General features: G+C 63.2%; 18 protein-coding genes and 1 tRNA gene. 9 read left to right on the forward strand and 10 right to left on the reverse strand.

What is annotated here, in order from left to right:
* Positions 1 to 114: 114 nt before the first annotated feature.
* The 3 genes from mmsB to chvE form a co-directional block, all read right to left on the reverse strand.
* Positions 115 to 1,401 carry a multiple monosaccharide ABC transporter permease gene (gene mmsB / locus NKJ76_RS10040; RefSeq protein WP_023669637.1) on the reverse strand — a complete coding sequence of 429 codons (1,287 nt, stop codon included), beginning with the start codon at positions 1,399 to 1,401 and terminating at the stop codon, positions 115 to 117.
* On the reverse strand, positions 1,398 to 2,930 hold the full coding sequence (gene mmsA / locus NKJ76_RS10045) for a multiple monosaccharide ABC transporter ATP-binding protein (protein WP_023696689.1): 1,533 nt from the start codon (positions 2,928 to 2,930) through the stop codon (positions 1,398 to 1,400). The genes mmsB and mmsA overlap by 4 nt, the downstream gene beginning before the upstream one ends.
* A 122-nt stretch (positions 2,931 to 3,052) precedes the next feature.
* Positions 3,053 to 4,123: a multiple monosaccharide ABC transporter substrate-binding protein gene (gene chvE, locus NKJ76_RS10050; protein WP_023681943.1), complete on the reverse strand. Its 1,071-nt coding sequence runs from the start codon at positions 4,121 to 4,123 to the stop codon at positions 3,053 to 3,055.
* Between the two features lie 294 nt (positions 4,124 to 4,417).
* On the opposite strand from chvE, the gene NKJ76_RS10055 reads away from it, so the two are divergent.
* A complete protein-coding gene (locus tag NKJ76_RS10055) occupies positions 4,418 to 5,425 on the forward strand; it encodes a LysR family transcriptional regulator (RefSeq protein ID WP_023681942.1) in 1,008 nt (335 codons plus the stop codon).
* Positions 5,426 to 5,429: 4 nt separating this feature from the next.
* Here the strand turns inward: NKJ76_RS10055 and NKJ76_RS10060 are convergent.
* Positions 5,430 to 5,503: transfer RNA gene (locus NKJ76_RS10060), tRNA-Gly, on the reverse strand.
* Between the two features lie 180 nt (positions 5,504 to 5,683).
* Between NKJ76_RS10060 and NKJ76_RS10065 the strand changes: the two genes are divergently transcribed.
* A complete protein-coding gene (locus tag NKJ76_RS10065) occupies positions 5,684 to 5,947 on the forward strand; it encodes a DUF6460 domain-containing protein (RefSeq protein ID WP_023669641.1) in 264 nt (87 codons plus the stop codon).
* Between the two features lie 66 nt (positions 5,948 to 6,013).
* Here NKJ76_RS10065 and NKJ76_RS10070 read toward each other — a convergent pair whose 3' ends face one another.
* On the reverse strand, positions 6,014 to 6,916 hold the full coding sequence (locus tag NKJ76_RS10070; RefSeq protein WP_352537319.1) for a histone deacetylase family protein: 903 nt from the start codon (positions 6,914 to 6,916) through the stop codon (positions 6,014 to 6,016).
* 217 nt (positions 6,917 to 7,133) lie between these two features.
* Between NKJ76_RS10070 and NKJ76_RS10075 the strand changes: the two genes are divergently transcribed.
* Positions 7,134 to 8,471, forward strand: coding sequence for an MATE family efflux transporter (locus NKJ76_RS10075; RefSeq protein ID WP_352537341.1), 1,338 nt, complete (start codon positions 7,134 to 7,136; stop codon positions 8,469 to 8,471).
* Positions 8,472 to 8,474: 3 nt separating this feature from the next.
* Here NKJ76_RS10075 and NKJ76_RS10080 read toward each other — a convergent pair whose 3' ends face one another.
* From NKJ76_RS10080 to NKJ76_RS10090, 3 genes are all read right to left on the reverse strand, one after another.
* Positions 8,475 to 8,789: a hypothetical protein gene (locus NKJ76_RS10080; protein WP_352537320.1), complete on the reverse strand. Its 315-nt coding sequence runs from the start codon at positions 8,787 to 8,789 to the stop codon at positions 8,475 to 8,477.
* 114 nt (positions 8,790 to 8,903) lie between these two features.
* Complete coding sequence (locus NKJ76_RS10085; RefSeq protein WP_352537321.1) at positions 8,904 to 9,980, reverse strand: quinone-dependent dihydroorotate dehydrogenase; 1,077 nt, start codon at positions 9,978 to 9,980, stop codon at positions 8,904 to 8,906.
* Positions 9,977 to 10,327: a DUF952 domain-containing protein gene (locus NKJ76_RS10090; protein ID WP_352537322.1), complete on the reverse strand. Its 351-nt coding sequence runs from the start codon at positions 10,325 to 10,327 to the stop codon at positions 9,977 to 9,979. Before NKJ76_RS10090 ends, NKJ76_RS10085 begins: the two co-directional genes overlap by 4 nt.
* Before the next feature lie 105 nt (positions 10,328 to 10,432).
* Between NKJ76_RS10090 and NKJ76_RS10095 the strand changes: the two genes are divergently transcribed.
* The gene (locus tag NKJ76_RS10095) at positions 10,433 to 10,867 is read left to right on the forward strand and encodes a hypothetical protein (RefSeq protein WP_352537323.1); all 435 of its coding nucleotides are present in this window, start codon (positions 10,433 to 10,435) and stop codon (positions 10,865 to 10,867) included.
* Between the two features lie 131 nt (positions 10,868 to 10,998).
* On the forward strand, positions 10,999 to 11,658 hold the full coding sequence (locus NKJ76_RS10100) for a response regulator transcription factor (protein ID WP_023703427.1): 660 nt from the start codon (positions 10,999 to 11,001) through the stop codon (positions 11,656 to 11,658).
* A 66-nt stretch (positions 11,659 to 11,724) separates the two neighbouring features.
* Here NKJ76_RS10100 and NKJ76_RS10105 read toward each other — a convergent pair whose 3' ends face one another.
* The gene (locus NKJ76_RS10105) at positions 11,725 to 15,228 is read right to left on the reverse strand and encodes a PAS domain-containing hybrid sensor histidine kinase/response regulator (RefSeq protein ID WP_352537324.1); all 3,504 of its coding nucleotides are present in this window, start codon (positions 15,226 to 15,228) and stop codon (positions 11,725 to 11,727) included.
* A gap of 251 nt (positions 15,229 to 15,479) precedes the next feature.
* Between NKJ76_RS10105 and mscL the strand changes: the two genes are divergently transcribed.
* Both mscL and NKJ76_RS10115 read left to right on the forward strand, forming a co-directional pair.
* A complete protein-coding gene (gene mscL, locus NKJ76_RS10110; RefSeq protein WP_023681933.1) occupies positions 15,480 to 15,899 on the forward strand; it encodes a large conductance mechanosensitive channel protein MscL in 420 nt (139 codons plus the stop codon).
* A 157-nt stretch (positions 15,900 to 16,056) separates the two neighbouring features.
* Positions 16,057 to 17,223 (forward strand): pyridoxal phosphate-dependent aminotransferase, encoded by a 1,167-nt coding sequence (locus tag NKJ76_RS10115; RefSeq protein ID WP_023696681.1) that lies wholly within the window; start codon positions 16,057 to 16,059, stop codon positions 17,221 to 17,223.
* An 18-nt stretch (positions 17,224 to 17,241) separates the two neighbouring features.
* On the opposite strand, the gene hemA is transcribed toward NKJ76_RS10115, so the two are convergent.
* Positions 17,242 to 18,519 carry a 5-aminolevulinate synthase gene (gene hemA / locus NKJ76_RS10120; RefSeq protein WP_352537325.1) on the reverse strand — a complete coding sequence of 426 codons (1,278 nt, stop codon included), beginning with the start codon at positions 18,517 to 18,519 and terminating at the stop codon, positions 17,242 to 17,244.
* 279 nt (positions 18,520 to 18,798) lie between these two features.
* Here hemA and galE point away from each other — a divergent pair, with 279 nt between their 5' ends.
* On the forward strand, positions 18,799 to 19,794 hold the full coding sequence (galE, locus tag NKJ76_RS10125) for a UDP-glucose 4-epimerase GalE (protein WP_352537326.1): 996 nt from the start codon (positions 18,799 to 18,801) through the stop codon (positions 19,792 to 19,794).
* Positions 19,795 to 19,892: 98 nt separating this feature from the next.
* Complete coding sequence (locus NKJ76_RS10130) at positions 19,893 to 21,143, forward strand: D-amino acid dehydrogenase (RefSeq protein ID WP_023715345.1); 1,251 nt, start codon at positions 19,893 to 19,895, stop codon at positions 21,141 to 21,143.
* The last annotated feature ends 2 nt before the right edge of the window (positions 21,144 to 21,145 follow it).

The raw sequence follows: 21,145 nt of genomic DNA on the forward strand, positions 1-21,145 counted from the left end.
AACTCTTCGTCCGGATTGCGCTCGCGACCTCGATCCCTCGGGGGACTTCTTATGCCGACAATTTGCCGGCTGCGCCGCGATCGTATGCCTCCTGCTTGCCTCGCCTGAAGCTTGTCAGGCCTTGTTCTTGTTGTAGACGTCGAAGATGACGGCGCCGAGCAGCACCAGGCCTTTGACCACCTGCTGCCAGTCGACATTGACGCCCATGATCGACATGCCGTTGTTCATCACGCCCATGATGAAGCCGCCGACGACCGCCCCGATGACCTGGCCGACGCCGCCCATTGCCGAGGCGCCGCCGATGAACACGGCGGCGATGACGTCGAGCTCCGAGCCGAGACCCGCCGCCGGGACCGCCTGGCCCAGACGAGCCGCGATGATCAGGCCGCCAAGCGCCGACAGCACGCCCATATTGATGAACACCATCAGCGTCAGCCGCTCGGTGTTGATGCCCGACAGCTGCGCCGCCTTGGGATTGCCGCCCATGGCGTAGATGCGCCTCCCGATGGTCATGCGCTTGGTGACGAAGACGAACAGCGTGATCAGCACGCCCATGACCAGCAGCACCACCGGCAGGCCGCGGTAGCTGGCAAACTCATAGACCAGGAACAGCGCCAGCGCGCTGGCGACCAGCGTCTTGACGACGAACAGGGTGAAGGGCTCGGCCTCATAACCATGGCGTTCTCGTTTGCGCCGGGTGCGGACCCCGAAATAGGCATAGGCGAGCACGGCGATCAGCCCCAGCACGACCGTCGTCATGTGCAGGGTCACGCCGCTGCCCATGATGGTCTTGCCGGCTGCGTTCACGACCGGCGGGACGAGCGTCAGTGGGCCGATCACATCCGGGATGAAGCCGGAGCTGAGCATCTTGAAGTCGTCGGGAAGCGGACCAACCGACGAGCCGCCGCCAAGCAACGCCTGGCAAATGCCGCGGAAGATCAGCATTCCGGCCAGCGTGACAATGAAGCTCGGTATCCGGTGATAGGCGATCCAATACCCTTGCGCGGCGCCGATCAGGCCACCCGCGACCAGGCAGACGATCGAAACCACCAGCGGATTGCTCAGCGGTCCGAGCTGCCAGATAACCATCATGTTTGCCGCCAGCGCGCCGATGAAACCGGCGACCGATCCGACGCTGAGGTCGATATAGCCCGATACGATCACCAGCAGCATGCCCAGCGCCATCACGATGATGAAGGAGTTCTGCTGCACCAGATTGCTGAGGTTGACCGGCTTGAACAACGTCCCCGACGTGGTGAACTGAAAGAACAGCATGATGACGATCAGGGCTATGATCAGCCCGTATTCGCGCAAATTCGTCGCCAGCGCCGAGACGGCGATGCGCGGGCGCTGTTCGTCGGCGACGTTGCCCTGCGGGGCGGGGGCGCTTTCGGTGCTCATGCTGCTTTTCCTTCTCCCCGGACGATAGCGCGCATTATCTTTTCCTGGCTTGCTTCCGCCGCCGGCATTTCGCCCACCATGCGCCCTTCGTTCATGACGTAGATGCGGTCGGTAATCCCTAGCAATTCCGGCATTTCCGACGAGATAACCACGATCGCCTTACCCTCCGAGGCAAGGCGCGCGATGATCGTGTAGATTTCATACTTGGCGCCGACATCGATGCCGCGTGTCGGCTCGTCGAGGATCAGCACGTCAGGGTCGGCAAACAACCATTTCGACAGCACCACCTTCTGCTGGTTGCCGCCGGAAAGATTGCCGGTCATCTGATAGACGCTGGACGCTCGGATATTGGTCTTCTTGCGATAATCGTTGGCGACCGCAAGTTCGCGCATGTCGTCGATCACGCTGTGGCGCGACACGCCGTCGAGATTGGCCAGCGTAATGTTATGCTTGATATGGTCGATGAGGTTGAGGCCGTAGGTCTTGCGGTCCTCGGTGACATAGGCGATGCCGTGTTGGACCGCCTTGCTTACCGACGAGACATCGACCGGCTTGCCCTTGAGCAGCACTTCGCCGGTGATGCGGCGGCCATAGGAGCGGCCGAACAGGCTCATGGCGAATTCGGTGCGGCCGGCGCCCATCAGCCCGGCGATGCCGACCACCTCGCCCTTGCGCACATTGATGTCGATGCCCTTGATCACCTGCCGCTCGGCATGGAGCGGGTGATAGACCGACCAGTTCTTCACCTCGAACACGACTTCGCCGATCTTGGGCTCGCGCGGCGGATAGCGGTCGTCTAGCGAACGGCCGACCATCGAGGTGATGATGCGGTCTTCGGAGATATCCTTCTTGGCCAGCGTCTCGATGGTGCGCCCGTCACGGATGACGGTTACCTTGTCGGCGACCCGGTTGATCTCGTTGAGCTTGTGCGAGATCAGGATCGAGGTCATGCCTTGCCGCTTGAATTCGAGCAGAAGATCGAGCAGCGCCTGGCTGTCTTTCTCGCTGAGCGACGCGGTCGGCTCATCGAGGATCAAAAGCTTGACGTCCTTGCTCAGCGCCTTGGCGATCTCGACCAGCTGCTGCTTGCCGACGCCGATATTGGTGATCAGTGTCTTGGGGTCCTCCTTGAGGCCCACCTTCTTCAACAGGGCAGCGGTGCGCGCCTCGTTGGCATCCCAGTCGATGACGCCGTATCGGGCGTTTTCGTTGCCGAGGAAGATATTTTCGGTGATCGACAGCATCGGCACCAGAGCAAGTTCCTGGTGGATGATGACGATGCCCTTGTGTTCGCTGTCATGAATGCCTTTGAACTGGCATTCCTGACCCTGAAAAATGATCTGGCCGTCATAGGTGCCGGCGGGATAGACGCCCGACAGGACCTTCATCAGCGTCGACTTGCCGGCGCCGTTCTCGCCAACCACGGCGTGGATCTCGCCTTCCTCGACGCTGAGGTTGACGTTCGACAGCGCCTTCACGCCGGGGAAGGTCTTGGTGATGTCGCGCATCTCCAAAATCGTCGAGGCCATGGGAACTACCGCTCCTTGAGAGGTTGGCAAACACTGCCGGCGAGGTCGGTAACAATACCGGGCTCGCTGGTGAACGAAAAGGGGCCCTGCGTTGCGCAGGACCCCTGATTTTGTAACCGGGATTACTTCAGTTCGTCGGCCTTGATGTAGCCGGAGTCGACGACCAGTGCCTGGTAGTTCGACTTGTCGACCTCATGCGGCGTCAAAAGGATCGAGGGAACGACCTTGACGTCGTTATTGTAGGTCTTTTCGTCGAGGCCGTCCGGCTTGCCGCCCGAGAGCACCTTGTCGACGAGTTCGACGGTGGCCTTGGCCAGTTCGCGGGTGTCCTTGAACACGGTCGAGTATTGCTCGCCCGTGATGATCAGCTTGACCGAAGCAGTCTCGGCGTCCTGGCCGGTCACGATCGGCCACGGCTGGGCGTCGGTGCCGTAACCCACGGCGCGCAGCGAAGCGGTGATGCCGCGCGACAGGCCGTCATAGGGCGAAAGAACGCCATCGACGCGGCTGCCGTCCGAGTAGTTGGCCGACAGCAGGTTGTCCATGCGCGCCTGGGCGGTGGCGGCGAGCCAGCGCAGCGTGCCGACCTTGTCCATGCCGGTCTGGCCGGACTTGATCTTAATCGAGCCGTCATCGATCAGCGGCTGCAGCACCGAGATTGCGCCGTTGTAGAAGAAGAAGGCGTTGTTGTCGTCCGGCGAGCCGCCGAACAGTTCGACGTTCCACGGCTTGGTGTTCGGGAAGCGCTCCTTGAGGCCCTTGACCAGCGAGTTCGCCTGGATCACGCCGACGCCGAAATTGTCGAAGGTGGTGTAGTAATCGACATTGGCGGTCTTCTTGATCAGGCGGTCATAGGCGACGACGACGACGCCGGCGTCAGCGGCCTTCTGCAGCGCGTCCGACAGGGTCGTGCCGTCGATCGAAGCGATGATCAGCGCCTTCGGGCCCTTGGTGATTTCGTTTTCCAGCTGGCTGAGCTGGTTGGGGATGTCGTCCTGCGCGTACTGCAGGTCGACCGTGTAGCCGAGAGCTTCGAGCTGGGACTTGACGGCATCGCCGTCATTGATCCAGCGCTGCGAGGTCTTGGTCGGCATCAGCACGCCGACAAGACCCTTGTCGGCTGCGTGCGCCGAGTAGGTCATGGCAGCGATGCCAAGGGCCGCGACGGCGGCCAGTGTCTTGATGATTTTCACGTAAAACTCTCCCTGGTTGATGGACGCGACACCTCGGGGCTTCGCGGGCCGCGCAGTCGGGCGGATGCGCCAAAGCGCCGCCGCCGTCATAATCGATCTCCGGTATCCTCCCAATCGGCCCTCAGTCTTGATTTAAATCGATACGATTTTGCTCGTCATCGACCGTCAAGTCTTGAGGACGCGCGAAAGTGTGACCCTTTGCCATAACTGTCAAATGCGATCTTCGGTGGTTGCTATGCCAAAACCGGTATATGACTAGACCGGGCTGGAACAGTGGCGGAAGCGGGAAAAGGCATGGCGGCTTTACGAGGTCCTCAGGGAATTTCAAGCGGTTACGATGAATTGCCGGGCGATGGCGAGACACTTCTGCGCAGTGGCTTGAGCCTGCGTCACATGCGCATGATCGCAGCGCTGGACGATCACGGTCGGGTGAGCGCGGCCGCCCAGGTGATGAACATCTCGCAGCCGGCGGCCTCGCGCATGATTTCCGAGATGGAAGCGGTGCTTGAGGTCAAGCTGTGCGAAAGGCTGCCGCGCGGCATCACGCTCACCCCTTACGGCAAGGCGCTGGCGCGGCGCGCGCGCTCGATCCTGCTCGAAATGCGCGAGGCCGACCGCGAAATATCGGAGCTCAAGGCCGGCAAGGGCGGCTCGGTGTTCCTTGGCGCGGTGACGGCGCCGGCGATCGAACTGGCGGTCCCGGCGATCCGCGAGATACGCCGCCTTTATCCGCGCATCGAGATTACCATGCAGGTCGAGACGTCGAATGTGCTGGCGCGCGAACTGATCGCCACGCGCCATGATTTCATCATCGCCCGTGTCCCCGAAGACCTCAATCCGCGCCTGTTCGAATCGCGCGTCATCGGCGTCGAGAAGGCCTGCCTGATCGTGCGCCGAGGCCACCCGCTGAGCAACGGCCATCCTCTAAACAATGGGAAGGCGGTGAGGCTGGAGGACACCGCCGCCTTTGACTGGGTGTTCCAGTCGGGCGGGTCGCCGCTGCGCCAGGCGATGGAGAGCAATTTCCTGAACCGCAACATCGCCCTGCCGGACCGCATCCTCAACACCTCGTCGCTGCTGCTCACACTGGTCATGGTGGCGCAGTCCGACGCCATCGCCCCGGTGTCGATCCAGGTGGCAAAATTCATCCAGAACCCCGACGGTCTCGCCGGCGCCATCGATGTCGTCCAGACCGAGTTCGACATCGAGGTCCGCCCCTACAGCCTGATCACGGTGAAGAACCGCGTCCTGTCGCCGGCAGCCAAGATGCTGCACGATTTTATCTTGCGGGAGGTGGGATAGGAACTGGAGCGGGTAGAGGGAATCGAACCCTCGCGTTCAGCTTGGGAAGCTGACAAGCTACCATTACATCATACCCGCGTCGGCCTCTCGATATCATGATGGGCATGCTTCGGGCAATCGCCCTTGGACAGCTCTTCGGAAACGGCTGTTGGAAACCCGACCGATTGCGCCGGTCCGCCTGCCTTGATGCGGGCGCAGCAAGTGCGTATTCGTGGGTTTGTACCCCGAATCCGGGCACACCAATCTGGAGGCAGGCCCTTGTCCACAGTGACGCGCTTTCTCGGTGACTCGCCCGTCAGGGTGATCATCAAGCTGCTGGTCGTGTCGTTCCTCGTCGGCCTGGTCATGAATGCGTTCGGCTGGACGCCGATGGACGTCTTCTACCGCATCCAGGGTTTCTTCATCGATCTGTGGAATCTTGGCTTCAACGCGGTCTATCGCTTCTTGGGCTATATCCTGCTCGGCGCCGCGATCGTCGTGCCGGTGTTCATCCTGCTCAGGGTCGCGAACTACCGCAAGTGAAGCGGAGCATGATCCCGAAAAGTGGCAACCGGTTTTCGGAAAAGATCATGCTCAAACCAAGGCCACTCAGGCAAAGTCCGACGCCACCTCGAACAGGATGGCGTGGCGCGCCGCGAGCGCTGCGACATCGGTCGAATAGCCGCCGCCGATGACACCGCAGACCGGGATGCCCAGCGCGCGGAAATGACCGATCACCATGGCGTCGCGGGCACGCACGCCGTCATCGCTGAGCGATAGCCGGCCGAGCCGGTCCTCGGCATGCACGTCGACACCGGCATTGTAGAAGACGATGTCCCAGTGCGCCTTGGCCGAGAGCTCCGGCAGGAGGACACCCAGCCGTTCGAGATAGACGCCATCGCCGGTGCCGTCCGGCAGGGCAACGTCGAGATCGGAGGCAATCTTGCGCACCGGATAATTGCGCTCGCCATGCATGGAAAAGGTGAACGCGCGTGGCTCGTCTTTCAGGATGTCCGCGGTGCCGTCGCCCTGATGCACATCGAGATCGACGATCAGGATGTTTTTCACCGCGTCTTCGGCTAGCAGCACCAGCGAAGCGACGGCAACATCGTTGAAGGTGCAGAAGCCCGCGCCTTGCGCGCGCCGCGCATGGTGGCTGCCGCCGGCGCTGTTGCAGGCAATGCCATTGATAAGCGCCAGTCGCGCCGCCAGCACCGTGCCGCCGGCGGCGAGTTGCGCCCTGAGCGAAACGCGCGGTCCCACGGGAAAGCCGATCTCGCGCTCGATCTTTTCAGGCACTGAACACGTGATGACCTGGTCGACATAATCAGCCGCATGGGCGAGCTTCAGCCAGGAGGCCGGCGCCGGCTCGGGCATCCACAGCGCCCCGGCATGGATCAGACCCCTGATATGCAAGGCCTGCATCAGCAGCGGATATTTGCTCATCGGAAAGCGATGATTGACGGCGAAGCCGGCATCGTAGTCGGGATGATGGACGATCTGCAGGGGCATGGCTAGAGCAATTCCAGGAAAAGTGTGCAGCGGTTTTCCCGGGAGAAGCGCGTAGCGCTTCCCTTTGGGAATTGCTTAAAACCAGTACTGGGATCCGGCGGGCTCGCGCCAGAAGAACATTTCGGTTGGCCGTCACGGCAAGAGTGATTGCGCGGTGGCGGGAAAATGGGGCACATCGGCTGTTCGATCAAGCCGCAACCAGCAAGGCAGCAATCCCCTGGACACGGGTGCAACCCCAGCCGACGCGAGACCCTTCGCCGTCACCAACCGTTCGGTGCTCGCCATCGCCGTGCCGATGACGCTCGCCTATCTGACGACGCCGCTGCTCGGCATCGTCGACACGGCGGTGGTCGGGCAGTTCGGCGATGCCGCCCTGCTCGGCGGCCTGGCGGCCGGGGCCCTGGTCTTCGACGTCGTCTTCAGCACCTTCAATTTCCTGCGCTCCGGCACCACCGGCCTCGTCGCCCAGGCGTTTGGGCGCGGCGACGAAACCGAGGAGCAGGCGGTGTTCTGGCGCGCCGTGCTGATCGCGGTCGCCGCCGGCATCGTGCTTGTCGTCCTTGCGCCGCTGATCGCCATCGCCGGCCAGAAATTCATCGGCGGCGAAGCGCGCGTCGGCGAGGCGATGGGCGTCTATATCCACATCAGAATGCTCGCCGCCCCCTTCACGCTGATCAACTACGCCATCCTCGGCTATGTCCTTGGACGCGGCGAGGGCGGGCTTGGGCTGATGCTGCAGGCGGTGCTCAACGGCATCAACATCGTGCTTTGCATCCTGCTCGGCCTGAAGCTTGGCTGGGGCGTCGCCGGCGTGGCCTGGGCGACCGTCACCGGCGAATGTCTGGCCATGCTGCTGGGTCTCGCCATCGTTGTCTGGCGCTTCCGGGCCGCACCCCGCCTGCCGCGGCATCGCCTGCTCGACATGCCCGCTTTCCTGCGCATGCTGTCGCTCAACCGCGATATCATGATCCGCTCGTTCTCGCTGCTCGCCGCTTTCGCGCTGTTCACCCGCCAGGGCGCGCAGTTCGGCACGCTGACGCTGGCCGCCAATGCCGTGCTGATGAACTTCTTCCTCGTCGCCGGCTATTTTCTCGACGGTTTCGCCACCGCGGCCGAACAGTTGGCGGGACGCGCGATCGGCGCACGTGCCGAGACGGCGTTCCGCCGGGCGGTACGTCTGACCTTATTCTGGGGGTTCGGCCTCGCCGGAACCGCCACGCTGATCTTCTGGCTCGGCGGCGCCGGCCTGATTTCGTTGATCACCACGTCGCCGGATGTTCGTGCTGTTGCCGACATCTATCTGCCGTGGGCGGCACTGACACCGCTGAGCGGCGTGCTGGCCTTCCAGATGGACGGCGTCTTCATCGGCGCTACCTGGTCGCGCGACATGCGCAACATGATGCTGGTGTCGTTCCTGGCCTTCAGCGCCGCATTGTTCAGCTTGGCGCCGTCTCTCGGCAATCACGGCCTGTGGGCGGCGCTGCACGTTTTCCTGCTGGTGCGCGGCTTCAGCCTGCTGGCGATTTTGCGGGTGAGGGTGCGGGAGGCGTTTTAGCCCTCAGAAACGGCCATTAGCCCAATTTCGCGTCAGCTCGCCTGCTGCCTCGCAAACGTCCATGGCCGCCCCGATGTCGGAAGGCGCAAGCGCCGCGACGACTGCATGGCAGTTTTTGGCGGGCTGCCCAGCAGAAGGCATATCGGAATAGACAAAGAAGCAAACGGCGGCTGACTGCAATGCGGTGGTCGACGAGACGTTCGCGGGCAAGGCATTCACAGCAGCGGCCTGGCAAAATTGCCGCACATAGGGCTCCAGTTGACCATCGCCAAAGGGAGCAGCCATGGACGCAAGAATGAAAACCGCAGTCGATGGCATTGCAGCCTCGCTTTTCAATCGAACAAGCTGACAGGTCCTGTGTGCTCTAAATATGGCGTGAGACGGACAGCGGCCACTTTCGCTGCGCATCAACGGCGTAGCTTGGCCGTCAAATCAAAGCGGCTTTGCCGCCCATTCGCTGAGCCGGCTGTCGCGCAGGCCGCGCAAGGACGTCAGCTGTTCCCTGTCGGCGAACTTCGCCATGCCGGCAAGGATGCGGCCGGGCAGCGCCGGTCCGGCATAGACCATGCCGGTATAGAGCTGCACGAGGTCGGCGCCCGCGCGGATTTTCTCCAGCGCGGTCTCGGCGGAATCGACGCCGCCGACGCCGATGACGGCGCGCTCCGGCCCGAGCAGCCGACGCATCTTGGCCAGCACGATGGTCGAACGCTCGAACAGCGGTTTTCCCGAGAGACCGCCGGTCTCGCCGGCGCCGCTTGGGCTACGCAATTCGGATCGCGAGAGCGTCGTGTTGGAGACGATGACGCCGTCGATCTGCTTTTCGGTCACTTCGGCGGCGATTTCTTCAAGCTCGGCCTCGACCAGATCGGGTGCGACCTTGAGAAAGATTGGTGGCTGGGCCGATGCCGAGCCACGGGCCGATATGACGCGAGCCAGAAGTTCGCCGAGCTGTTCGCGCGCCTGCATGTTGCGCAGGCCGGGCGTGTTGGGCGACGAGATGTTGACGGTGAGATAACTGGCGTATTTCGCAAAGCGGGAGACGCCGAGCTCATAGTCATGGACACGATCGGCGCTGTCCTTGTTGGCGCCGATGTTGACGCCGACGATGCCGACGCGTCCCTTGCGCGCGGCAAGGCGCATCTCGGCCGCTTCGTGGCCCCCATTGTTAAAACCCAGCCGGTTGATCACCGCGTCATCCTCCGTCAGCCGGAAAATGCGCGGCTTCGGATTGCCCGCTTGCGGCAGCGGGGTCACGGTACCGACTTCGGCAAAGCCGAAACCGAGCCCAAGCAGCGCGTCCGGTACCTCGGCGTTCTTGTCGTAGCCAGCGGCCATGCCGAGCGGGTTCGGAAAATCGAGGCCGCAGAGGCTGACCTTCAGCCTTTCGTCGCGCACCGGCCGCGCGCCGACCGGCAGGCCGCAGCGCAGCGCAGCGATCGACATGCCATGCGCCGTTTCCGGATCGAAGGTGAACAGCAGTTTCTGGCCGATGCGGTCGAACACGCTCATTCGGCCTCCAGCGCCGGAAACTGGTGCGGGCCGTCGGCGCCGAGCGGCAATGGCCGCACCCACAGCACGGCCGTCATATCGAGCACGCCATAGAGATGCGGAAACAGCGCGCCGCCGCGCGAGACCTCGTATTTCAGCGCGTCACCGAGCAGCGCCCCTTCGATGGCGATCAGCAGCAAATCCGTCTGGCCGGCGAAATGCTTCGCTGCCGTCTCCCTGGCCTGATCAGCGGTGGAGAAATGGATGAAGCCGTCGGCGATGTCGATCGGAGCCCCGGTGAAACGGCCGTTTTTCTCGGCCTCGCGCCAAAGCGCTTCGGGCGCGATCTTGTAGATAATCTGAGACATGGTTGCGCTATAATCCGAACCGATCATGCGGGGAAGGGCAACTCGTCCGCATTTACGGCGCAAAGCTGTGATAGGTTGCGCATACTGGCTCGTGGAGGATGGAACATGCGTCTGCAGCACATACTGATCCCCGCCGCACTGGTCTCGCTGGTTGCGGCATCGGCCTGGTCCGAAGAGACCGACCGCTACCGGCTGGAAAAATCCGCCAACGGTTATGTCCGCATGGACACCCGGACCGGCGCCATGTCGATCTGCGAGGAGCGCTCCGGCCAGCTCGTCTGCAAGATGGCCGCCGACGAACGCGCCGCCTTCCAGGACGAAGTCGACCGTTTGCAGGCTTCGATGAAGGCAATGGACGAACGCGTCGCCAGGCTCGAGAACTCGCTGTCCGCCCGCCTCGAATCGAAGCTGCCGAGCGAGGAGGATTTCGACAAGACGATGAGCTATATGGAGCGCATGCTGCGCGGCTTCATGGGCATCGTCAAGGAGTTGGACAAGGACAATGGCGACGGCGCCAAGCTCAACTCGCAAAAGACCTGAGCTGCCCGGCGCAAAGTGCCGTCCGGCCATTGCCGCTTGAAAACAAAGCGCTTCGCCGCATAATCGTCCGATCCCGGAAAGCCGTCAATCGATAACGAAGTTTGGGCAACAACGGGATTTGGGAGGAAGATTTGCCGTCGGGTTACACCTTCGTCATTGCCGACGACCATCCGCTGTTCCGCGGCGCTTTGAAAGAGGCGCTTGCCGGCGTCGGCGACGTCGCCGCCATTCACGAGGCCGGTGATTTCGAAAGTGCCAAGGCCCTGGTCGTGGCCAATGAGGATGTCGACCTGGTGCTGCTCGACCTGTCGATGCCGGGCGCCAGCGGCCTGTCCGGTCTGATCGCGCTGCGCGGCATCCACCCGGCGGTGCCGCTGGTGGTGGTGTCGGCCCACGACGACCCGGTGACCATCCGGCGCGCGCTCGATCTCGGCGCATCCGGCTTCATCTCCAAATCGGCCAGCATGGAGGAGATCCGCGGCGCCGTGCAGACGGTGCTGGCCGGCGATATCGCCGCGCCCGTCGGCATCGACCTCGGCGTCGAGCGCGACCCCGAAATATCCGACCTGATCAAGCGGCTGCAGGCGCTGACGCCGCAGCAGACGCGTGTCCTCGGCATGCTGGCCGAAGGCCTGCTCAACAAGCAGATCGCCTACGAACTCAGCGTCTCCGAAGCGACGGTCAAGGCGCATGTCTCGGCCATCCTGCAGAAACTCGGCGTCGACAGCCGCACCCAGGCGGTGATCCAGCTGTCCAAGATCGGCAGCGATCCGTTGCAGCCAGCAGGCTAAAGCTATTCCAGGAAAAGTGCGTAGCGCTTTCCCTTGGGAATTGCGCAAAAACAAAGAGATAGGACTCTACTCGGCCGCCGACGCCAGCGGCCTGACCCTGGCCATCATCGAGCGTAGCACGGCCGGCTTCAGCGGCTTGTTGATCACCGGCACGTCAATGGCGGCGGCAGCGGCACGGACCTCGGTGGAGCGGTCGGCGGTGACCAGCACGGCCGGCAGGTCCGAACCATGGATGTCACGCAGGCGCGCGATGATGTCGAGGCCGCTTCTGCCATCGAGATGATAGTCGGCAAGCACGATGTCGGGACGATCGGCCCTGCCAAAATCCTCCGAACCCGAAAACGTGCCGACGCTGCAGCCCCAGCCTTCGAGCAAAAGCCGCATGCCATCGAGAATGCGAGGGTCGTTGTCGATGCACATGACGCGCAGGCCGGCCAGCGAATTCGCGGTGCGGGCAGGCGCCTTCGGCTCGACCTCGCGCCGCGGCGCCTCAACCGCCGCAACCGGCAGGATAACGGAAAAGCGCGTACCCTTGCCCGGGTTGGAAAAGATCTGGATCTCGAGCCGCAGTACCCGCGCGATGCGGTCGACGATGGACAGGCCAAGGCCGAGACCTTCGGCTTCGCGCACGCCTTCGTCCAGCCGGGTGAACTCGTTGAAGACCGTGTTCAGCTTGTCGCCGGCAATGCCGATGCCAGTGTCGATCACCTGGATTTCGGCGAGTTCGCCGCGCCGTCGCACGCCGACCAGGATGCGGCCATGGGGGGTGTATTTGATGGCGTTGGAGACCAGATTCTGGATCAGCCGGCGCAGTAGGTTGCGGTCCGTCATCACGCTGAGCGACGAGGCTATGATCGTCAGATCGAGTTTCTTTTCGGCGGCGAGCGGCTGAAAATCATTGCCGATCTGGCGCAGCAGCCCGTCCAGGCGGAAGGCGCTGTCGTCCGGTTTCATCGCGCCGGCGTCGAGGCGGGAAATGTCGAGCACGGCGCCCAGGATCGTCTCGACCGATTCCAGCGAGGATTCGATGTTGATAGCGGCCTTGCCGGCCGGGCCCTTGCCGGCCTTTTCGATCAGCGACGAGCAGTAGAGCCGGGCGGCGTTCAGCGGCTGCAGAATGTCGTGGCCAGCGGCGGCGAGGAAGCGCGTCTTTCCCAGATTGGCCTCCTCGGCCAGCATCTGCGCCTGCGCCAGCTCCTCATTGACCCGGGTCAACTCCTCGTTGACCCTAGTCAGTTCGATGGTACGCGTCTTGACCCGCTGCTCCAGCGATTCATTGGCCCGCTTCAGCGCCAAATCCTGTTCGACGCGTCCTGATATGTCGGCATAGGTGGCAACGATGCCACCGTCCGGCATCGGGTTGGAACGCAGTTCGAGGATTCGGCCACTGGTCGTCAACTCCATCTGCCATGGGCTGACGAAGCTGGTCAGACGGTTGAGCATCGCCACGCGCTGGTCGGCCGGGATATCGCCGCGCTCGGCGAGGTGGCGCAGGATGCGGTCGAGCGAGACGCCGACCTGGCCCATCTCGTCGGGCAGGTCGAACAGCGCGCGATATTGTCTGTTCCAGCAGATCAGGCGGAAATCGCGGTCGAAGACGGTAATGCCCTGTTCCATCTGGTCGAGCGCGATCTGCAACAGGTCGCGATTGTGCTGCAGCGCTTCGGTGGCGTCATCGAGCAGGCGGAAGGCATCTTTTGAGTCGCGGTCGTTGCGGCGAAACAGCAGCGACAGGATCAGCCGCGCCGACGACGAGCCGACCGCGCTCGCCAGCAGCTGCTCGGAGAAACGGATGACGTCCATGCTAGCCTGCTCATTGCCGTGCAACGAGACGCCAGTGCTCTTTTCGAAGGACTGGAAGGAGCGCTCGGTGCGCTCGACGCCGAGATAGCGCGAGATGGTGTCTTTCAGCACATTGACGGTGATGGCGGTGCGGAAGCGGCGCAGGCTGGGCATCGGGCCGGACTCGCGCGGCACGAAGATCGACGCCTGGATCCGCTCCAGCGGCACTGACGCGCGCGACAGCGAGCCGAGCACGAAGAACAGCGTGTTGACCGACAGGCTCCACAGCACGCCGTGGTTCAACGGTTCGGCGACGGTGCCGAACAGAGCCTGCGGCCGCAGCGCCTCGAAACCGAACAACCCCTGCACGACGATGTCCGCGTCGGCTGCCGAGAGCGACGGCAAAAGCAGCGTATAGCCCCAGACGAGGATGCCGGCGACCATGCCAAGGGCCGCGCCGCGGCCATTGGCGCCGCGCCAGATCAGCCCCCCGATCAGCGCCGGCGCGAATTGGGCGATTGCCGCGAACGACATCAGGCCGATCGACGACAGCCGCGCCGAGTTGGTGCTTTCGCGGTAGTAGAGGAAGGCAATGAACAACAGGATGAAGATGGCGCCGCGCCGCACGTTGAGGATCAGCGTCGACCAATCCTCATTCTCCGAGGTCGTGGTCTTGAGCAGGCGGCGCACGAACAGCGGGATGACGAGGTCGTTGGAGATCATGATTGACAGCGCCACGCTTTCGACGATCACCATGGCGGTCGCCGCCGACAGCCCACCGATGAAGGCGGCCATGGCGAGGAAGTCATGGCCGCCGAACAAGGGCAGCGCCAGCACATAGAGGTCACTGGTGGTTTTGGTGCCGACCAGCGCCAGGCCGGCAAAGGCGATCGGCAGCACGAACAGGTTTATCGCCACGAGATAGAGCGGGAACACCCAGGTCGCGGTGCGCAGTTCGGCCTCGCCGCGGTTCTCGACGATGGTGACGTAGAACTGGCGCGGCAGCATGATGATGGCAAAGCCGCTCAGGCAAGTCAGCACCAGCCAGGTGGCGAGCGAGGTGTTGTAGCCCATGGCTTGCCGCACCTGGCTGTTTTCGGCCAGCTTGTCGATCATGTCGCCCGGGCCACCGAAGATCAGGAAGGTGACCATCAGGCCGATCGCCAGGAAGGCGGCGAGCTTGACCACGGTTTCGACCGCCACCGCCAGCACCAGCCCGTCCTGGTGCTCGGTGGCGTCGGCATGGCGGGTGCCGAACAGCACCGCAAACAGCGCCAAGAGCATGGCCACCACCAGCGAGATGTCGCTGACGAAGGGATCGAAGGAGGGCGGCGATCCCGTATAATGCTCGACCATCAGGCCGACCGAACCGGAGATCGCCTTCAATTGCAGTGCGATATAGGGCACCGCGCCGATGGTGGCGATCAGCGTGGCGATCGCCGAGACGGCAAAGCTCTTGCCGTAGCGCGCGCCGAGGAAGTCGGCGATCGAGGTGATCTTCTCGCTCTTGGCCAGCCGCACGATGCGGTTGAGCAACGGAAAGCCGAACACGAACACCAGCACGGGCCCGGTGTAGATGCCCAAAAATTCGAGGCCGCGCTCGGACGACAGGCCGACCGAGCCGAAGAAGGTCCAGGAGGTGCAGTAGATGGCGAGGCTGAGCGCATAGATGAAGGGCCGGGCGCGGCCGGGTCCCAACGCCGTTGAACGCCGGTCGCCGAGGCTGGCGATGACGAACAGCAGCGTTACATAGGCGACCGCAATGATGACGATGAACCAGCCCTGCACGGCCCGAAAATCCTCCTCGGCCAGCTTTCACCCCGGCCTGCCCAGAGGCAATCACAGCTCTAAGGTCAAGTCCATCGCGGCTTTCGGCGCATGGCCGCGACGCCGCCCTGTCGAACCGTGAACCAAGGTAAGGAGAAAGCGGTGTTTTCCAGCTTTTGCTTCTGTTGCAACCGCAGGTTTTTGTTATGGTGCGCACGGGCCGACGCCGGAGGGACGGCGGCAGCGCGGTCCGTCATGACAAGGAGGGTCGAATGCTGAAAGAATTCCAGGAATTCATTTCCAAAGGAAATGTGATGGACCTTGCGGTCGGCGTCATCATCGGCGCGGCCTTCAGCAAGATCGTCGATTCTCTTGTCAATGACATCATCATGCCTTTCATCGGCGCACTTGGTGGCGTCGACTTTTCCAACTACTTCATAGGCCTCTCATCAACAGTGCATTCGACCAATCTTGCCGACGCGCGTAAGGAAGGCGCGGTGTTCGCCTACGGCAATTTTATCACCGTGGCGCTGAATTTCGTCATCCTGGCTTTCATCATCTTCCTTATGGTCAAGGCCGTGAACAACATGCGCAAGCGGCTCGAGCGCGAGAAGCCGGCCGCACCTGCGGCTCCGCCGCCGGCTGACGTCGCACTGCTCACCGAAATTCGCGATCTCCTCGCCAGGAAATAGACAAGGCCAGATTTCTGGACCAAAACCCCGGTCGTTCGCGGCCGGGGTTTTCTGTTGCCGCATCTGCTAAGAGCATCCGCCAATGCATGTCGCCCATAAGTGCGCAGCGGTTCTGGATAATGACATGCATCAAAGCAGACATCAAAACGGACCTGTCATGACCCTGATCGATAGCTTGCGCGCCGAAGCGGTGGCCGCCCCCGAAAGCGGCATTGTCGCCGTCGTCAATTACGGCCGTACGCGCGAGGGCATGATCCCGCTCTGGGCCGGTGAAGGCGATTTGCCGACGCCTGCCTTCATTTCGGAAGCCGCCGCCAAGGGGCTCGCCAATGGCGAGACCTTCTATACCTGGCAGAAAGGCATTCCGGAGCTGAGGCAAGCGCTTTCTCGCTACTATGCCAGGCATTTCGGCAAGAGCTTCGCCGAAGAGGAATTCATCGCCACCGGTTCCGGCATGCATGCCATTCAGTTGGCATTAGCCGCGGTCGCCGGCAGCGGCGACGAGGTGGTCTATCTCTCCCCGGCGTGGCCGAATTTCGCCGCCGCCGCCGGTATTTCCGGCGCTACCCCGGTTGCGGTCACGCTCGACCAGTCGGGCAATGGCTGGTCCTGCGATGTCGACAAAATTGCGGCTGCGGTGACGCCGCGCACCAAGGCGCTGTTCGTCAACACGCCATCGAACCCCACCGGCTGGACGGCCGATAAGGAAACGCTGCAGGCGATCCTGAATCTCGCCCGCCAAAATGGCCTGTGGATCATCGCCGACGAGATCTATTCGCTGTTCCACTACGGCCACGGCCGTGCGCCGTCCTTCCTCGACATTTCGACCGCGGAAGACCGCATCCTGTTCGTCAACTCCTTTTCCAAGAACTGGGCGATGACCGGCTGGCGCGTCGGCTGGATCAAGACCCATCCCGAGCTGCAGCAGGTGTTCGAGAACCTGATCCAGTATTCGACCTCAGGCGTCGCCCAGTTCATGCAGCGCGGCGCCGTCGCGGCGCTGGACCACGGTGATGCCTTCATCGTCGAGCAGGTGGAGCGCGCCAGGAAAGCGCGCGACCTGGTCTGCGATATTCTCGGCGCAACCGGCAAAGCGCGCTTCACCGTGCCGCAAGGCGCGTTCTATTTGTTTTTCACGGTCGACGGCATCACCGATCCGCGCCGGGCTGCTTTCGACATCGTCGACAAGGCCAATGTCGGCCTGGCGCCGGGCACCGCCTTCGGCCCTGGCGGAGAGGCGTTTTTGCGCCTGTGCTTCCACCGCCGCCTCGACCAACTCGAGGAAGCGGCACACCGGCTGGCGGGATGGATGAGGACGGTTTGAGGTGAATGGGCGGCGGCTTCAGCCGCCCGACTTCGGCACAAGCAGCGGCACAATCCGGTCGCTCTTGGCGACACTGGGCCGTCCGGCGGAGCCGTAGGGAATGCCCAGCGCATCCCATGTCTCGACCAGCGCGTCCTGCAGTCCCGCAATCAGGGTATCGGTATGGAACGGCGTCGGCGTGATGCGCAGCCGCTCGGTGCCGCGCGGCACGGTCGGATAGTTGATCGGCTGGATGTAGATGCCGTGCACGCCGAGCAGACGGTCGCTGGCCATCTTGCAGAGTTCGGGGTCACCGACCAGCACCGGCACGATGTGTGTCGGCGAGTCCATAACCGGCAGGCCGGCGGCAGACAGAACCTCCTTGGTCCGCAACGCCTGGCGCTGTTGCGCATAGCGCTCGGCTTGCGACCGCTTGAGGTGGCGGATGGACGTGGTGGCGGCGGCGGCGATGGCCGGCGGCAGCGCCGTGGTGAAGATGAAGCCCGGCGCATAAGAGCGCACCGCGTCGATGACGGCGCTGTTGCCGGCGATATAGCCGCCCAGCGTGCCGAACGCCTTGGCCAGCGTGCCTTCGATGATGTCGATACGGTCGGCCAGCCCCTCGCGCTCGGTGATGCCGCCGCCGCGCGGTCCGTACATGCCGACGGCATGGACCTCGTCAATATAGGTCATGGCGTTGTAGCGTTCGGCCAGTTCGACGATCTGCTTGATCGGCGCGATGTCGCCATCCATCGAATAGACGCTCTCGAACACGATCAGCTTGGCGCGTTCGCGGCCCGCCACCTGCAGCAGGCTTTCGAGATGCGCGACGTCGTTGTGGCGGAAAATCTTCTTTTCGGCGCCCGAGCGCCGTACGCCTTCGATCATCGAGGCATGGTTGAGCTCGTCCGAAATGATCAGGCAATTGGGCAAAAGCCGCGCAATGGTCGAGATCGAGGCCTCGTTGGAGACGAAGCCGGAGGTGAAGACCAGCGCCGCTTCCTTGTCGTGCAGGTCGGCCAGTTCCAGCTCGAGCTCGACGAGCGGGTTCGAGGTGCCGGAAATGTTGCGGGTGCCGCCGGCGCCCGAACCCATCTTGCCGGCCGCGTTCTGGAACGCGGCAATGACATCGGGGTTCTGGCCCATGCCGAGATAGTCGTTGGAGCACCAGACGGTGATTTCCTCGGCGCGACCGTTGGAACGCCAGATGGCGCGCGGAAACTTGCCGACAATGCGCTCGAGATCGGCGAAAACCCGGTAGCGCCGCTCGGCGTGGAGCTGGTCGATCGCTTCCTCGAAGAACCGCTGATAGTTCATGTCGCCTTCCCAGTTTTGCGCGGGATCATAATCGTTGGCCCATTCGTCGTCCACCGGGCCGTTTTGGTCAAAATGCCACGCCCCAAGCCTGTTCCTAACGATGCCAGATCGTGGCCTATTCCCTTGATGTGGATCAATTTTGTTTCCGTACGATGCCACAGGCCGGTGAGACTGTTACGGATTTAACATTCAGGCGTTTCTAATGGCCTTGCCGCAGGCTTTCCAGTAAGGCGGTGATTGAGACAGTTTCCGATAAATCATGAGTAAAAGAGGACGCGGATGACGGTTTTGGTAACGGGCGGCGCCGGCTATATCGGCAGCCACATGGTCTGGGAACTGCTGGATGCCGGCGAGAGCGTCGTCGTTCTCGACCGCCTTTCCACGGGCTTCGAATGGGCGGTAGCGCCGGAAGCCAAGCTTGTCGTCGGCGATGTCGCCGATAGGGAATTGGTCGGCCAGATCATCCGGGATAACAAGGTCGACGCGATCATCCACTTCGCCGGTTCCATCGTGGTGCCGGAATCGGTTGCCAATCCGCTCGCCTATTACGAGAACAACACCTCCAAGACCCGCACGCTGATCGAAACCGCCGTGCGCGAGGGCGTGCGGCATTTCATTTTCTCCTCGACCGCCGCCGTCTATGGCGGCGCCGGCCTAGAGCCGGTGCGCGAGGATGCCCGCCTGGCGCCGGAATCGCCCTACGGCCTGTCCAAGCTGATGAGCGAATGGATGCTGCGCGATGCAGCGCTTGCGCATCCCTTGCGCTACACGGCGCTTCGCTACTTCAACGTCGCCGGCGCCGATCCCAGGGGCCGGACGGGGCAGTCGACGCCTGGCGCCACGCATCTGATCAAGGTCGCCTGCGAGACCGCGCTCGGCAAACGCCCATTCATGCAGGTGTTCGGCACCGATTATCCGACGCCGGACGGCACCTGCATGCGCGATTATATCCATGTCAGCGACCTGGCCGCGGCCCACAGGCTGGCGCTGCAGCGCCTGCGCGCCGGCGGCGGCAGCCTCGTCGCCAATTGCGGCTACAGCCACGGCTATTCGGTGCTCGAGGTCATCGACAGCGTGCGGCGCGCCTTCGGCCGGGATTTCGAGGTCAAGATGGGCGACCGGCGCCCCGGCGACGCCGCCGCCGTGGTTGCCAATTCGGACCTTGCACGCGCCGAACTCGGCTGGACCCCGCAACGCGACGACCTCGACCAGATCGTCGCCGATGCGCTCGCCTGGGAGCGCATCCTCACCGGCAAGAACTCCGCGCGAGGCTGAGCCGGGCACTTCCGAGGGCTCGCAAGGCGCGCGGCGAAGCGCTATTGAAGGCATTGGCGATGCGGCGTGGAGGCGCTGCGCCGCGAAGAGGGGGTGGCATGAAGATAACGGTGCTTGGAGCCGGTGTTGTCGGTACCGCGGCCGCGTATTATCTGGCCGCCGACGGCCATGAGGTCACCGTTATCGAGCGCCATCCGGCGCCGGCGCGCGGCACCAGCCAGTCCAATGCCGGTCTGGTGTCGCCGGGCGACGCCACCGCCTGGGCCTCCCCGGCGGCGCTGAAGACCTTCCTGCGCGCGCTCTGGAACCATGATCTCGGCATCAAGGTCAGGCTGCGCTTCGATCCCTATTTCCTCGCCTGGAGCCTGCGCTTCCTGCGCCAGTGCACGGTGGCGCGCCTGCGCGCCAACAGCCAGGTCAAACTGCGCCTGGCGCTCTATTCGCGCGACTGCATCAACGCGCTCTCCGACGCCACCGGCATCCACTATGACGAGCGCAAGAAGGGCATTCTTTATTTCTTCCGCTCGCAGCACAGTCTCGACACCGGCACCGACAACTACCAGTTTCTGGCGAAGCATGGCCTGCCGATCGAGATCGTCGGCCGCGACCGGCTGGTCGAACTTGAGCCCGGGCTCGCCGGAGTGAAGGAAAAGATCGCCGGCGGCGTTTATTCGCCAATCGACCAGACCGGCGATTCCAGGATATTCGTCGATGGGCTGGCCGCCTATGCCGCCGAAAAGCTCGGCGTCAGATTCCTGTTCGACACCACGGTCGAGGGGCTCGACATAGAGGGCGACTGGGTACGTGCGGTCATGACATCGGCCGGCCCGGTGACGGGCGACGCCGTCGTCATCGCCATGGGCCCCGAGAGCGGCCTGATCGGTCGCCGCTACGGTATCGACCTGCCCGTCTATCCGGTTAAAGGCTATAGCGCGACCATCCCGCTGGAGGACGAGAGCAAGGGACCGACCATGGGCGGCGCCGACGAGGACCGGCTGGTTGGCTACTCCAGGCTCGGAAACCGCCTGCGCATGTCCTCGACAGCCGAGTTCACCGGCTTCGACCGCAGCTTCAAGCCCAGCGACTTCAAGTCCATGCTGAGCACCGGCAAAGACCTTTTCCCTGGCGCTTTCGACGAGAAGAAGGCGCTGTTGTGGGCAGGTCTGCGACCAATGATGCCGAACTCGGTGCCGGTCATCGGTCAGGCCAAATATCGCAACCTCTATCTCGACACTGGGCATGGCCATGTCGGCTGGACGATGGCCTGCGGCTCGGGCAAGTTCCTGGCCGACCTCGTCGCCGGCCGCAAGCCGGAGATCGACCCCCAAGGGCTGGTCTACGGGAGCTGAGC

The sequence above is a fragment of the Mesorhizobium sp. M0029 genome, from assembly GCF_040323735.1.
Lineage (GTDB): Bacteria > Pseudomonadota > Alphaproteobacteria > Rhizobiales > Rhizobiaceae > Mesorhizobium.